Origin of the sequence: Paramesorhizobium leguminum (assembly GCF_003217235.1) — a bacterium.
GTDB lineage: Bacteria > Pseudomonadota > Alphaproteobacteria > Rhizobiales > Rhizobiaceae > Paramesorhizobium > Paramesorhizobium leguminum.
In genome coordinates, this window is the sequence record NZ_QJTF01000006.1 from 132,196 (window position 1) to 147,052 (window position 14,857).

The 14,857-nt window shown below is 61.0% G+C and carries 10 protein-coding genes; 6 read left to right on the forward strand and 4 right to left on the reverse strand.

Annotated features, from left to right (window positions below; all coding sequences use genetic code 11):
* Window positions 1-14: 14 nt before the first annotated feature.
* Both C7477_RS07220 and C7477_RS07225 read left to right on the forward strand, forming a co-directional pair.
* Entirely contained in the window at window positions 15-1,382 is a 1,368-nt protein-coding gene (locus tag C7477_RS07220; RefSeq protein ID WP_110750560.1) for a beta-propeller fold lactonase family protein, read from the forward strand.
* Window positions 1,321-4,002, forward strand: a complete 2,682-nt coding sequence (locus C7477_RS07225) for an FG-GAP-like repeat-containing protein (RefSeq protein WP_110750562.1) — start codon at window positions 1,321-1,323, stop codon at window positions 4,000-4,002. The genes C7477_RS07220 and C7477_RS07225 overlap by 62 nt, the downstream gene beginning before the upstream one ends.
* A gap of 79 nt (window positions 4,003-4,081) precedes the next feature.
* Here the strand turns inward: C7477_RS07225 and amaB are convergent, their stop codons facing one another.
* Window positions 4,082-5,611: an L-piperidine-6-carboxylate dehydrogenase gene (amaB, locus tag C7477_RS07230; RefSeq protein ID WP_110750564.1), complete on the reverse strand. Its 1,530-nt coding sequence runs from the start codon at window positions 5,609-5,611 to the stop codon at window positions 4,082-4,084.
* A gap of 30 nt (window positions 5,612-5,641) precedes the next feature.
* Window positions 5,642-7,042 (reverse strand): 2-oxoadipate dioxygenase/decarboxylase HglS, encoded by a 1,401-nt coding sequence (gene hglS, locus C7477_RS07235; RefSeq protein ID WP_110750566.1) that lies wholly within the window; start codon window positions 7,040-7,042, stop codon window positions 5,642-5,644.
* Window positions 7,043-7,172: 130 nt separating this feature from the next.
* On the opposite strand from hglS, the gene C7477_RS07240 reads away from it, so the two are divergent.
* Together C7477_RS07240 and C7477_RS07245 are read left to right on the forward strand one after the other, a co-directional pair.
* The gene (locus C7477_RS07240) at window positions 7,173-8,117 is read left to right on the forward strand and encodes a LysR family transcriptional regulator (protein WP_110750568.1); all 945 of its coding nucleotides are present in this window, start codon (window positions 7,173-7,175) and stop codon (window positions 8,115-8,117) included.
* Window positions 8,118-8,192: 75 nt separating this feature from the next.
* On the forward strand, window positions 8,193-9,476 hold the full coding sequence (locus C7477_RS07245; protein ID WP_110750570.1) for an NAD(P)/FAD-dependent oxidoreductase: 1,284 nt from the start codon (window positions 8,193-8,195) through the stop codon (window positions 9,474-9,476).
* Window positions 9,477-9,650: 174 nt separating this feature from the next.
* On the opposite strand, the gene C7477_RS07250 is transcribed toward C7477_RS07245, so the two are convergent.
* Window positions 9,651-11,945 (reverse strand): Tex family protein, encoded by a 2,295-nt coding sequence (locus C7477_RS07250; RefSeq protein WP_110750572.1) that lies wholly within the window; start codon window positions 11,943-11,945, stop codon window positions 9,651-9,653.
* 349 nt (window positions 11,946-12,294) lie between these two features.
* Here C7477_RS07250 and C7477_RS07255 point away from each other — a divergent pair, with 349 nt between their 5' ends.
* Both C7477_RS07255 and C7477_RS07260 read left to right on the forward strand, forming a co-directional pair.
* Complete coding sequence (locus C7477_RS07255; RefSeq protein ID WP_110750574.1) at window positions 12,295-12,585, forward strand: ArsR/SmtB family transcription factor; 291 nt, start codon at window positions 12,295-12,297, stop codon at window positions 12,583-12,585.
* A 23-nt stretch (window positions 12,586-12,608) separates the two neighbouring features.
* Window positions 12,609-13,724: an alkene reductase gene (locus C7477_RS07260; protein WP_110750577.1), complete on the forward strand. Its 1,116-nt coding sequence runs from the start codon at window positions 12,609-12,611 to the stop codon at window positions 13,722-13,724.
* Window positions 13,725-13,882: 158 nt separating this feature from the next.
* On the opposite strand, the gene C7477_RS07265 is transcribed toward C7477_RS07260, so the two are convergent.
* Complete coding sequence (locus tag C7477_RS07265) at window positions 13,883-14,857, reverse strand: WD40 repeat domain-containing protein (protein WP_110750579.1); 975 nt, start codon at window positions 14,855-14,857, stop codon at window positions 13,883-13,885.

The following is a 14,857-nucleotide window of genomic DNA, read 5'->3' on the forward strand; positions in this document are numbered from 1 at the left end:
GGAAGAGAAGTGATATGAATAACCTACTAACTACGACGGCATCGCGGCGGTTTAAGTCCGGGCTTGCGTCCGTCATGATCGGTCTGGCGGCTGTTGCTGCTGTAATCATCGTGCCCGAGACCGCGCAGGCGACTTCCGGCAACAGGGCGACCCAACTGGTTGCCGCGTTCACCGGCACGGCCCCCAATCGTGTGGCTTTCACACCTGACGGGTCGAAAGCATACGTTCCCAACACCGGCACGAACACGGTGTCTGTGATAGACGCTCAGAACCATAAGCAGCTCAAGATTATCAATCTGCCCAGAGGCAGCACGCCTGGCAACCTTGCCGTCGCGCCCGATGGGACGAAGGTTTATGTGCTCGACACCGGAACGCATTCGGTTTTCATCATCGATACGAAAACAGACGATCTGGCGTCGACAAGCACGGTTAAGGGATACAAGGGAACCAGCCCTTACAGCGTCGCGTTCAGCCGGGCCCAAGGGGCAAATCTCGCATATGTGACGAATAATGATGAGGTTGCGTCGGTATCGATAATCGATACGTCGACGGATACGCAAACCGGCGCGGTGGACGGCTACGACGGCGCCCAGGGCGCCCATGGCGTGGCATTCGCGCCGGACGGCACATTCGCATATGTAGCGACCAGCGAATCTGTCGCCGTTATCGATGTTTCGAAACACCAGCAATCAGCAACGGTTTCGAGTTATACCGGCGACACTCCGCTCAATATCGCCATCACCCCCGACGGTAAAAAGGCCTACGTCACCAACCAACAGTCAAACTCGGTGTCGGTGATCGACACCGGCACTCACACGCAGACGAAAGAAGTCGCCAAATTCAACGGCATTTTTCCTGCCGATGTGGCTGCCAACCCGGACGGCGCGATTGTGTATGTGACCGGCTTCGGTTCTCACTCCGTGTCGGTGATCGATGTCGCAACCGACACGCAAACAAATACGGTCGATCTGAATAGCTATGAGGGCAACCATCTGAACGGGGTGAAATTTCGCCCCGATGCCAACCCCTCCAATGATGGGGATGTCGCCTATGTGGTCTACAACGGTTCAGACAATGTGGCGGTGATTCAGGTGCATCCCGCCGCGGCTATCATCGCTCCGCCGCTGGCGCCAAGCTCGGGCCAGGTGCAGGGCGGGACCTCCGTGACCATCACCGGAAAGAATCTGCTCGATACGACGGGGGTGACCTTCGGGGGGACTGCGGGGACGAGCCCCACCGTCGTTGACGACAAGACGGTGACGGTGATCACGCCCGCTGCGCCGGGCGGTGACCCAGCGCAAGTTGAGGTTATCGTGGAGAATGAGGGCGGTCCAGGCAAGGCCGAAAAAGCTTTTACCTACATCACCGTCGATCCGAACTAACCTTCTTTCTTCTCATCCGCGCGGCGCGCCCCATCATCGGGGCGCGCTTGCCGGGGAGAATGGCTATTTTCAATTTTTCAGGACTATTGCGATGATTTTCAGTGGTTTTTTGAAAGTATTTCCAAGCCGGTTCGTGGCAGCGTATGTGACTGCCGCGGGTTTGCTGGCGGGAGCGTTGGTGGATGCGTACGCTGCAGACCCAAACACGGATATAGGGAAGGTGCAGGGGTATAGCGGAGGCTTTGCCACTGCAGTAGCAATCACGCCAGACGGTACAACGGCGTATGTGACGTCACAGCAACCAAGTGCAGTTCACGTCATCGATACGGCCACGAACGCTGAAATAGGTACGGTAAAAAATTATACTGGGTTCGCTTTCGCTATCACAGTGTCGCCGGACGGCAAAACCGTGTATGTGCCCAACGGCGGCGATATCACGATTTCCGTTATCGACGTGGCAACGAACACCCAGACTGACACCATTCCCTTACCGAAAACCAACGGCCAGAATCCCCCCGTAAATGTTTACGGGTCTGTAAGCGCCATGGCAATTTCTCCGGATGGAACGACTGCCTATCTAAGCTTTGTTCCGGCTAACCCGCCGGACCCAGGCATTGCCGTCATCGATCTCACGACAAAGGAGGTGAGTTTCATTCTTCCTCCCGACTCATGGAATCACGGAGGAGGAAGGATTCTCGCGCTTTCTCCAGATGGGGAAAAGGCATATGTGACAAACAGCGCCAATTTCATCAACGTATGGGTGGTCGATATTAAGAATAAAAAAGTAGTCGGAACGATCAAGAATTGGAACTTCGGCTGCACCGCAAACTGGATGGTCTATGGGGGTGTTTCTTTTTCTCCGGATGGAAAGAAGGCTTATATTGCAACACGATACTGTGATGCTGGAGCATCTGGGGTTGTAGCAGTTGATGTGGCTACAGATACAGTTATTAAATTCATTCAGCCCCCAAATCAGTCCGATTCTTTTGACGTCGTCTTTTCTTCAGATGGACAATACGCGTATGTCATGGATGGAAGCGGCGCGGTGATTGACGTGGAGACGGACACTGCCGCAGGCGCGCTGACTCTCCTTGATCCCGCCGCTGGGTGGTGGGACCCGGACACGCTGTGGTGGGATTTTAATCAAGTGATGGCTGTGACTCCGGATAGTAAAACTCTCTATATTACCAACCCGAAAGGCTGGGTTACGGTTGTCAATCTTCCTCCTCCCGTCCCGGCTTTCAACAACGCCGGAGTGCTGCCATCGAGCGGCCCGGTTGGCACCCAGGTGACCATTCAGGGGGAGAATCTGACCTGGACGACCGGGGTCAAGCTCGGCGGCGTCGCGGCGACGGATTTGAAGGTCAAGTCGGATAAGGAACTGCAGGTGACTGCTCCGCCGCACGCTTTGGGGCCCGTCGGTGTGACTGTGGTGAATGATGGAGGGGCCAGTATCGCCTGCGCGGCCTACACCTATATCACCACTTACCATGGCGGTGGCGTCACTGACCTCGCCGGGCATTGCGGCGATCCGCTGCGGGATATAGCGGTGATCAATCCCGCCATTCTTGGCAATGACTTGCGGCTTCTGACCGGTCTGGAAGCCGGCGATTTCAATCGCGATGGCCACAGTGATCTGGCGGTGGCAAGCTCTAAACCGGACCAAGCCGTCAACATTTATCTGGCAAAACCAGCCGGCGATTTTAACTGGGTGACCCCTTCTTATCAACAATCCACGAATCTCTATGATATTGCCGGGATGGTGACGGGGGATTTCAACAACGACGGCATCCTCGATGTCGTCACAGGCTCCAGCAATTCCCAGGGCGCCATTATTTATCTGCAAGGCAAGGGCAATGGTGACCTCAACCCGCCGAAACTGTCGGCGACGCCCGCCGACTTCAACGTCGATGGCAATCTCGATGTTGTCTTCGTAACCGAGCGCGGCTTTCGGGTCTATCTCGGCGACGGCAAGGGGCAGTTCACAGCCTACGGTCTCACACCGCCCGCACAGGATCTCCAGCGGTTCCAGCAACCTACTGGTCCCATGATGACGACCGGGGACTTCAACAAGGACGACAAGCCGGACCTTCTCACCGCGGGGCAAGATGGCGCGGCGTGGCTCTACCTCGGCACCGGTCAGGGCTTGTTCGAGCGGAACCCTGTCCGTTTCACGCTCGAAGCGGGGCATAGCCCCCGTTCAGTCACGGCGGCGGATTTCGACGGCGACGGCAATCTGGATTTTGCAGTAGGCAGCGCTACGAAAATATTTGTTTATCAAGGCGCCGGCGATGGCAAGACTTTCACCTGCCATCCGGGGTACGAAATTCCCGCGGCGGGCGGGATTTCGCTGACGGTTGGGGACTTCAATCACGATAATCTGCCGGATATCGCCGCCACGCTGTTGGATAAAGGGGAAACGCGGTTTTTTCTCAATACGGGCTGCAACTGGGCCTTCGTATCGTCCCCATCGGGGTTAGTGACGTTTCAGCCTACTACCTTTCAGCCCGTTGTCGGAGATTTCAACGGCGACGGGAACAGCGACGCGGCGGTCCTTTTCAACGGTGGGACCGGCTTCACGTCGTCTCTTATCTTCCCGATGCCGGCCGGCTCGCAATGACGCCCGAGACTCGACGCTCCGACAGGCAAAACCACTTCACCCGGTCCACAGATAGACCGGGTGAGGAATGGCTTTCAGATTACTCGATATCGAAAGACACGCCTTGCGCCAGCGGCAGGGCCTTCGAATAGTTGACGGTGTTGGTGGCGCGGCGCATGTAGGCTTTCCAGGCGTCCGAGCCGGATTCACGCCCGCCGCCGGTTTCCTTCTCGCCGCCGAATGCACCGCCGATTTCCGCGCCCGATGTGCCGATATTGACATTGGCGATGCCGCAATCCGAGCCGTCCGCTGCCATGAAGCGTTCGGCTTCCTGCAGGTTCAGCGTGAAGATGGATGAGGAAAGGCCGGCGCCGACCGCGTTATGGTCGCGCAATGCCTCGTCGAAATCGCTGTATTTCATGACATAGAGGATGGGCGCGAAGGTCTCTTCCGTCACGGGCGCGACCTGCTTTGGCATTTCGACCAGGGCCGGCTTCACGTAATAAGCATCCGCATGGCCGGTCTCGACGCGTTCGCCGCCAGTGATGTTGCCGCCGTTTGCCGCAGCTTCCTTCAGCGCCTTCTGCATGTGATCGAAAGCAGCCTTGTCGATCAGCGGGCCGACGAGCGCGCTTGTCTCAAGCGGGCTTCCAACGGAGACGCTGGCGTAAGCCTTTTTCAGGCGCGGCACCAAGGTGTCATAGACGCTTTCATGCACGAAGAGACGGCGCAGCGTGGTGCAGCGCTGGCCTGCCGTGCCCATGGCGCCGAAGGCGATGGCGCGCAGCGCCATGTCGAGATCGGCGCTGGGGCAAACGATGCCGGCATTGTTGCCGCCAAGCTCTAGGATCGAGCGGGCGAAGCGTTTGGCAAGACGGGGGCCGACTTCACGGCCCATGCGGGTGGAGCCGGTGGCCGAGACGAGCGGTACCTTGGGGCTGTCAACCAGCACTTCGCCGATGGCGCGGTCGCCGATAAGCACCTGAGACAGGCCTTCCGGCGCATCACCGAAACGCTTCGCGGCGCGTGCGAAAATTGCGTTGCAGGCAAGCGCCGTCAGTGGCGTTTTTTCCGATGGCTTCCACACCACGGCGTTGCCGCACACCAGCGCCAGCGCGGCGTTCCAGGACCAGACGGCGACGGGGAAATTGAAGGCGGAGATAACACCGACGACGCCCAGCGGGTGCCAGGTTTCCATCATGCGATGGCCGGGGCGCTCGGTGGCAATTGTGAGGCCATAGAGCTGGCGCGAAAGGCCGACGGCGAAATCGCAGATATCGATCATCTCCTGCACTTCGCCGAGGCCCTCGGACGGAATCTTGCCCGCCTCGATGGAAACGAGCCGGCCCAACTCATTCTTGAACCGGCGCAATTCTTCGCCAAGCAAGCGCACCAGCTCGCCGCGCTTCGGCGCGGGCACCAGACGCCATTTGCGGAAGGCTTCATCGGCCTTGTCGATGATCTTTTCCGCATCGGTCGCGGAATGCGTCTTGATGCTGGCGATCTGTTCGCCGGTGACGGGCGTGAAGGAGGCAAGATCGCCGCCGGTATAGGCGGATGGCTCGATGCCGAGCTTTTCCAGAAGGGCCGCGGTTTCGCGCTTTACATCAATTTTGGCTTGGGTGTCCATGCTTTCGTTTCTTCCTGTTCGATTATTGCTTTATGCGACAGGCTCGATTGCCTTGGTCGCGCGAAGCGCCGCCTCAATCGACTCGCGTTCAATGCGGGCATAGTGCTCGAACTCGTTCAGCACACTCGCGCCCAGATCGCTCTCGAACCGCTTCTGGTTCGGGCTTTCCACGAATTCTTGGCGCTGATCGTCACCGAGATTGGACTGGAATATACCGGCGGCGCTGACGGGCAGGAAGTCTTCGTAGGTGATCGGATCGAAGCGGATAACGCCCGCAGCGATTAGGGTTTCGATATCATCCGCATCCGAAAGTTTCTTTGCTTTGGCATCCGGCGCTGTCGAATAGGCGAAATAGCCGAGGCCCTCAGTACGGATTTCGGCCCAATCATCGGGGAAAGCGCGAAACACTTCTTGAAGCGCCTGTTCATATTCGGCTGCATTGGAGCCATCGGCTGCCGGGCGGACGACCTTACGCGTCTCATCAAGCAGGGCGTCGTAAAGCGCGCGGCCTTTTGGCGTGAGCGCAATGCCGCGCTGTTCGATTTCGCCGAAACGGGCCGTGTGCGAGCCGGGCTTCCACGTTCCGTCCGCGCCGATGAAGGAGACTTGTTCCTCCAGCGCCTTGAACGAGGTCTGGCGCAACAGGATCGGGCATTGGCGCGTCGGTGGCCCTTCGACGACGGCTTTCGGCGCGATGCCGCGTTCCGGCATCAGTCGTTGCACGGCGTCGATATCGAGGGTGCGCGGGGTGAGATGGTTGATATGCGGTCCCTTGAAGGACACCACGTCGGCTATGAGGCGATGAGCATCGTGCAGGCGGTTGTATAGCTCGGCGCTGACATTGGCCTTGTCGTGCCAGCGGAAGGTTTCGAGCACCTCCTGGACGAATTCGTCGGCATCCTCGCGGCCAAGCCCGCCTTGGACTTCCGCCTTCTCGACAAGCGCGACGGCGCGGGGTGTGAAGATCTGGCGCTTGCCAAGGATGCGCGCGGCTTCATCGCGCAAAGCCTCATCGGCGATGAGATCGAGCCGCAGCAGCGAGGTGAAAACACGGAACGGATTGCGTTTCAGCGCCGCATCGCCGACCGGGCGGAAGGCGGTGGAATGAACCGGGACGCCGGCGGAACTCAAGTCGTAATAGCCGACGGGGAACATGCCCATGACCGCGAAGACGCGACGCATAAGGCTAAGCTCTTCCGCCGTGCCGAGGCGAATGGCGCCGTGGCGCTCCTCCGAGATGCGGTCGAGCGAATCCGTCTCTTCCAGCCGCGCGCGCAATTGCGGCGAGGCGTCGAGCGTCGCCTTGTTAACGTCGGCCACAAGGTCGAGCAGCGTGCCATAGGCGGGCACTTCCTTGCGGTACATGGCGGACATGGCTGCGGAGAATGCCGAGCGGATATCGTCGGCGGAAACGAAATTCTCTTTTTTCATCGTCGAATGCCTCGCAATATGGATGAAGCAGGCTGTATCATATCATGCATAAAGCGGATCATATCCCTTTCTTTAAGGGCAATGTGGGGCATTGTTGCGATGAATTCGACTATGTTGATGCGAGGCGGGAATGAAGCTTAGCCGCAGGCTGATTCCGGACATCGCCACGCTGCAAGCTTTCGAATGCGCGGCGCGGCATGGCAGCTTTACGCAGGCGGCGCATGAGCTGAACCTGACGCAGAGCGCCGTCAGCCGGCAGATCAAGGACCTGGAAGGGCAGCTTGGCGTGCTTCTCTTCGAGCGTGTGCGCCAGCGCATCCTGCTCTCCGATGCGGGGCGCAAATTCCTGCCCGAGGTGCGGCGTCTTCTCAACCAGACCGAGGATACGATGCTGCGCGCCATGGCTTCGGCGCAATCGGTGTCCTCGCTTTCGATCGCCACGCTGCCGACCTTCGGCAGCCGCTGGCTGATGCCGCGCCTGCCGGATTTCCTTGAGGCAAATCCCGGTGTGGCGCTCAATATCGCGTCGCGTTCGGCGGTGTTCGATTTCAACGAGCAGCCTTTCGATCTCGCCATCCATTATGGCCAGCCGGTGTGGGCGCATGCCACCTGCAGCTATCTGTGCAGCGAAATCATCGTTCCGGTTGCGAGCCCATTATTGCTCATGGCGCATCCGGTGGCGGAACCAGCGGCGCTTGAAGACGAGCCGCTGTTGCATCTGGCGACGCGGCCGAAGATATGGGCGCAATGGTTCGAGGGTTGCGGCATCGAGGCGCGGTCGGCCTATCGCGGCCATCGTTTCGACCAGTTCTCGATGGTAATCGAGGCCGCGCTTGCGGGGATGGGCTTTGCGCTTTTGCCGCTTTACCTCATAGAGCAGGAATTGCGGGAAAAGCGCCTGGTGATCATCTTCGACAAGCCGCTCAAGACCGAGAACGATTATTATCTTGTCGTGCCTGAGGGAAAGCACGAAAACCCGATGACACAGACTTTCTGTAGCTGGATTGCGGGGCAGGTGGGCAAGAGCGATTATCAATTGCTGGTTCAGTCCGGAGTTCATTCCGGCCCGGAATGAACCCTTGCGCAAATAGCGCTTCTTCGGCAGCTTCATATCAATGAGAACTGGATCGAAACCTGAAGTGAGAAAACTATGCTGAACGATCCCCGCTCTCATGGCCTATGGGAAAAAACGGCGCCCGCGGCGCCGCAAACGGTGTCGTTGCAAGGCGATATCAATGCCGATGTCGTCATCGTTGGTAGCGGGTACACCGGCTTGTCGTGCGCGCTGCATCTGGCCCAGAAGGGCGCGAAGGTGGCAGTGCTCGAAGCGGTCGAAATCGGCTTCGGTGGTTCGGGGCGCAATGTCGGCCTTGTCAATGCCGGCATGTGGATGATGCCGGACGATCTGCCCGGCGTGCTGGGGGCGGATTACGGTCGCCGGGTGCTGAATTTGCTGGGCAATGCGCCTGATCTCGTCTTCGCGTTGATCGAAAAGCATAAGATCGAATGCGAGGCGGTACGCGCCGGCACATTGCATTGCGGTGTGGGTGAAAAAGGCGTGAAAGAGCTCGAACAGCGCGCCAGACAATGGGAAAAGCGCCACGCGCCGGTACATTTGCTTGACGCCGATGAAACGGCGAAAAAGGTCGGCTCGACGGTCTATGCCGCGTCACTTCTCGACCTTCGCTCCGGGACCATTCAGCCCCTTGCCTATGTCAGGGGGCTCGCGCGCGCGGCAATCGAGGCAGGCGCCGCGATTTTCACCGGCAGTCCCGTCATCTCGGCTAAGCGCGACGGACAGCGCTGGCGGGTAGCGACAGCGCAAGGCTCGGTTTCGGCGGACTGGATTGTGGTCGCGACGAATGCCTACACAAAAGCGCCCTGGCCGCAGGTGCGCAGCGAACTGGTGCATCTGCCCTATTTCAATTTTGCAACCGCGCCGCTTGCCGATGGCCTCCGCGCATCCATTTTGCCGGAGCGTCAGGGTGTGTGGGATACGAAGGAGGTGCTTTCCTCCTTCCGTTTCGACCGGCAGGGCAGGCTGGTTTTCGGCAGCGTCGGCGCATTGCGCGGCACGGGAACGATGGTGCATCGCGCCTGGGCGAAACGGGCGCTTGCCCGCATCTTTCCCGATATTGGCGAGGTGGAATTCGAAGCGGCTTGGTACGGCAAGATCGGCATGACCAGCGACCGCGTGCCGAAGTTCCATCGCCTCGCGCGCAATGTGGTCGGCTTCAGCGGCTATAACGGGCGCGGCATCGCGCCGGGTACGGTCTTCGGCGAGGTGTTGGCGCGTCATATCAGCGGGGAACTCAGCGAGGAGGAACTGCCATTGCCCGTCATCGACCCGCAGAAACAGATATTTCGCGGTTTAAGTGAGATTTATTACGAGGCGGGTTCGCAGGTCGCGCATCTGGCGGAGATGGTTGGCTGAGGAGCGCCTTCCCTCCCCCTTGCGGGGAGGGTGGCCCCCCGGGTCTTGCCTTCGGCAAGCCCAGGACAGGCTCCGGGCCGGGTGGGGGTGGAGACGGTTTTGCTCGACACTTCACCACCCCATCCGTCCGCTCCGCGGACACCTTCCCCGCAGGGGGGAAGGAGGGAGCCCGGCCTACTTCCGCCGCATCGCTTCCGCCAATGCCGCGCCGAATCCGCCCACCGCGGGTTTTGCCTGCGGCTTCGGGGTGAAGCTCTTGCCGGTGCTCTTCGGCTGACTGTTGCCGCGCGGGGCCATTGCCTCGCCGTCCTTGCGCATGGTCAGGCTGATGCGTTTGCGGGGGACATCCACTTCCACCACGCGCACCTTCACCACATCGCCCGCCTTCACCACCTCGTGCGGGTCTTTCACGAACTTGTCGGCGAGTTGCGAGACGTGGACGAGGCCGTCCTGGTGCACGCCGATATCGACGAAGGCGCCGAAGGCGGCGACGTTTGTTACCGTGCCCTCGAGCAGCATTCCGGGCTTCAAATCCTTGATGTCATCGACGCCATCGGCGAAGGTTGCGGTCTTGAATCCGGGGCGCGGGTCGCGGCCGGGCTTTTCCAGTTCGGCGATGATATCGCGGATGGTCGGCAGGCCGAAGCGGTCGTCCACGAAAACGCTTGGGTTCAGCGCCTTCAGGGCCGCGCCGTCGCTCATCAGCGCGCGCACGTCGCGTCCGCAGGCGGCGACGATCTTCTTGGCAACGCCATAGGCTTCCGGATGGACGGCGGAGGCATCGAGCGGTTCCGCGCCGTTGGGGATGCGCAGGAAGCCGGCGCATTGCTCGAAGGTGCGGTTGCCGAGGCGCGGCACTTTCAAGAGTTCCTTGCGGCTCTTGAAGGGGCCGGTCTCGTTGCGGTGAGCGATGATCGCCTCCGCCAGCGAAGCGCCCAGACCGGAAACGCGGGCAAGCAGCGAGGCTGACGCGGTGTTCAAATCGACGCCGACGGCGTTCACGGCGTCCTCGACCACGGCGTCCAGCGCGCGGGCGAGGCGGGATTGATCGACATCGTGCTGGTACTGGCCGACGCCGATGGATTTCGGCTCGATCTTGACCAGTTCCGCCAGCGGGTCCTGCAGGCGGCGGGCGATGGACACCGCGCCGCGCAATGACACATCGAGATTGGGGAATTCGGTCGCCGCCGCTTCCGAGGCGGAATAGACCGAAGCGCCAGCTTCCGAGACAATGACCTTCAGCGGTTTTGGCGCGGGCATATCGGCCAGCATGTCGGCGACGAGGCGTTCCGTTTCGCGGCTCGCCGTGCCGTTGCCGATGGCGATGAGCTCGACCTTATGCTTGCGGATGAGGCTGGCGATTTCGGCTTGCGCGCCGCGCAGATCGTTCCTTGGCTGGAAGGGGTAGACAGTGGCGGTGTCGAGGAGCTTGCCGGTGCCATCGACCACGGCGACCTTGACGCCGGTGCGGATGCCGGGATCGAGACCCATGGTGGCGCGTGATCCGGCGGGGGCGGCGAGCAGCAGATCCTTCAGATTGCGGGCGAAGACGTGGATCGCCTCTTCTTCCGCGCGCTCGCGCAACTCGCGCATCAGGTCGAGCGAGAGATGCAGCGACAGCTTCACCCGCCAAGTCCAGCCCGCGACTTCCATCAGCCAGCGATCGCCGGGCAAGGTGCCGCCGATGGAATAGGCGGCGGCGATCATGCGCTCCACCGGCTTGATCGGCGAAGTATCGTCGGCATCGACCACGATTTCGAGCGACAGAAAATCCTCGTTGCGACCGCGCAGCATGGCGAGCGCGCGGTGGCCTGCAACTGTCGCCCAGCGCTCGCTATGGTCGAAATAATCGGAGAATTTCGCGCCGGCCTCCTGCTTTCCGTCCACGACGCGCGAGCGCAGGAAGGCGCGGTCCTTCAGATGATTACGCAGGCGCCCGAGCAGGTCGGCGTTTTCGGCAATTCCTTCGGCGATGATGTCGCGCGCGCCTTCGAGCGCCGTCTTCACATCGGGCACATCGTCGGTGATGTAGGATTGCGCCAATTCAGCAGGGACAAGTTTGCGGTCGGCGAGGATCGCCTCGGCCAGCGGTCCGAGCCCGCGCTCACGGGCGATCTCGGCGCGGGTGCGGCGCTTCGGCTTATAGGGCAGGTAGATGTCCTCAAGCTCCGCCTTGGTGGCGACGGAAGCGAGTTTGGCGTGCAGTTCCGGCGTCAGCTTGCCCTGCGAACGGATGGATTCGACGATTGTCGAGCGCCGCGCTTCAAGCTCACGCAGATAGGAAAGGCGTTCGGCGAGCAGGCGCAATTGCGTGTCGTCAAGCCCGCCGGTCGCCTCCTTGCGGTAACGCGCCACGAAGGGGACGGTCGATCCCTCATCGAGAAGCGTGATCGCGGCGGCGGCCTGCTCGGGGCGCGCGTTGATTTCGGCTGCGATGATGGGAGCGAGGCGCTTGATGTCTTCTGCCATGTCGGTCTCGTATTGATGAGGGGAGGGCAACCATAGTCGGACCGCTCATGGGCGCAAAGAAGGCAATGGGTGTTCCACAGGAAAGAAGTCAGCGCCAGGTGCCCCTCACCCTTACCCTCTCCCCGTAGAACGGGGAGAGGGGGGCATCGGCGTTGCCGGCCCCTTCTTCTCCCCTTGTATCTGGCAGAAAAAGGGCGCGCGGACGCTTATGTCTCCCTCTCCCCGCAATGCGGGGAGAGGGTAAGGGTGAGGGGCACCTGGCGCTTTCACGGGAATGTGACGAAGGATGCAGCTGTATATCGTGTAAATCAGATATATGTATCTGTTGTACGCGATATAGGAAACGGCCATGAACCGCGAAGATATCCTCAAGGCGCTGGCGCATCCGACCCGGCTCGACATGCTGAACTGGCTGAAGGAGCCGGAGAAGCATTTCACCCAGGAGCATCCGTTCGAAATGGGTGTCTGCGCCAGCGGGTTCGAGCGTAATTGCGGCCTGTCGCAATCGGCGGTGTCGGCGCATCTGGCGACGCTCAGCCATGCGGAACTCGTTACCTCGCGGCGCGTCGGGCAATGGATTTTTTACAAACGCAATGAGGAAACCATCGCGGATTTCCTCAAATCGCTCTCCGATCTCTGAACTCCAACCAAAGGCAGACAAGAATGACCACACTCTTCGACCCGATCAAAGCCGGCGATCTGCAACTCGCCAACCGCATCGTCATGGCGCCGCTGACGCGCAACCGTTCGCCCAATGCGACGCCGACCGAACTGGCCGTCACCTATTATACGCAGCGCGCGACGGCGGGGCTGATCGTCTCGGAGGGAACGGCCATCACCCAGCAAGGACAGGGCTATGCCGACGTGCCGGGCCTTTACGCGCCGGAACAACTGGCGGCCTGGCGGAAAGTGACCGACGCGGTGCATGCGGAAGGCGGCAAGGTCGTCGCGCAGATCTGGCATGTGGGGCGCGTGTCGCACACCTCGCTGCAGCCGGGCGGCGCCGCGCCGGTAGCGCCTTCGGCGATCCAGGCGAAGACCAAGACCTATATTATCGATGCAGACGGCAACGGCGGGTTCGTGGATACGTCCGAGCCCCGTGCGCTTGAGGCGAGCGAATTGCCCAGCATCGTCGAGGACTATCGCCGCGCGGCCCGAGCGGCGATCGATGAGGCCGGGTTCGACGGTGTGGAGATCCATGCGGCCAATGGTTATCTGCTCGACCAGTTCATGCGCGCCGGAACCAACCACCGTACCGACGAGTACGGCGGCTCCATCGAGAACCGCGCCCGCTTCCTGCTCGAAGTGGTCGATGCGGTTGTGGGCGAAATCGGGGGAGGGCGCACCGGTATTCGCCTGTCGCCCGTTACGCCTTCCAATGACGCGTCGGACCCCGAGCCGCAGCCGCTTTTCGATTATGTCGCCGGCAAACTCGCGCCCTATGGTCTCGCCTTTGTGCATGTCGTCGAGGGTCATACGGGCGGGCCGCGCGACTACAGCCAAGGCGACAAGCCTTTTGACTACGCGGCCTTCAAGGCAGCCTACCGTGATGCGGGCGGCATCGGAGCGTGGATCGTCAATAATGGCTACACCCAAGAACTGGCGGAAGACGCGGTCGCGGAAGGCCGTGCCGATCTCGTGGCCTTCGGCAAGCCGTTTATCGCCAATCCGGATCTGGTGCAGCGGTTTAAAGAGGGTGCGGAATTGAATGCGCCTGATAGCGCCAGCTTCTATGGCGGCGGGGCGACGGGGTATATTGATTATCCGGCGTTGGTGTAGCGCCCACGCCCTCCTTCCCCCTTGCGGGGAAGGTGCCCGCGGAGCGGGCGGATGGGGGTGGTGACGTTTGCGCTTGCTTCGAAGACCATGGTGCAAGCGTCGCCACCCCCACCCGTCCGCTAACGCGGCCACCCTCCCCGCAAGGGGGAAGGAGGGCGCTAGGCCGAAATATCCACCACCCCACAATCCCCGCTTTGCGACCCGAATACCAGCCGTCGCCCGGTGTCATCCCAATCCATCGAGGTCACGGCACCCTTGCCAGGACGGCGCAGGAGCACTTCCTTTTGGTCGGTGAAGCGGACGACGAGGATCATGCCGTCGGAATAGCCTATCGCCGCGATGTCTTCCAGCGGATGACAGGCGACGGCGCTGACCATGACGTCACCTCGGAATCCAAGTTCCAGAGGCGCCTTGCCCATGGGGCCATCCTTGCCGGAAAACGGCCAGATGACCGCAGCGGGCGCGCCTGACGTGGCGAGCCATTTGCCCTTGACGCTCCACGACCAGTCCTTGACCTTGGAAGGATAGCCGGTCATGCGCATGTGCTTGTTATCATCCAGCCGCCAGCCGTGCAGGGCGTTTTCCTGCATGGCAGTGACGAGAAAGCGGCCATCGGGCGAAAACATCACGCCGGTATGCGCGCCCTTCCATTCAAACTCCACCGGCTTGCTTGTCGTCGCCGCCCAATGCAGCGTCACGCCATTATAGCGCGCGACGGCGAGCCGCATGCCCTTCGGCGCAAAGGCGACGCCTTCGACGCTGCGGGGATGCTGGAACTCCTGCACCTTGCCACTCGCTTCACGCACCCAGGCGCTGCGCCCGGAAGCGTAGGCAACCGATCCTTGCGGGCCGGACGCAATGGCGGTCATCCATTTGCGCGGGTTGGAGGCCAACTCCTCCACGTTGCCATCGACAGCTACGCGGCAGACGCGCCCATCCTCGCCGCCGGTCAGGAGCGATTTTCCGTCGGTCGAGCGCGTGGCGCAAAGAAGCCCGTCATGGGCTTCGGACACCTTGTGGCCGTTGTCGAGGCGGTGGATGGCGCCATCGGCAAGCGCGAAGAAGGGAATGCCGGAGACAAAGCGCGCGAGGACGCAATGGCCGGTCAGGTCAAGCGGGGCTATTGTGGGCAT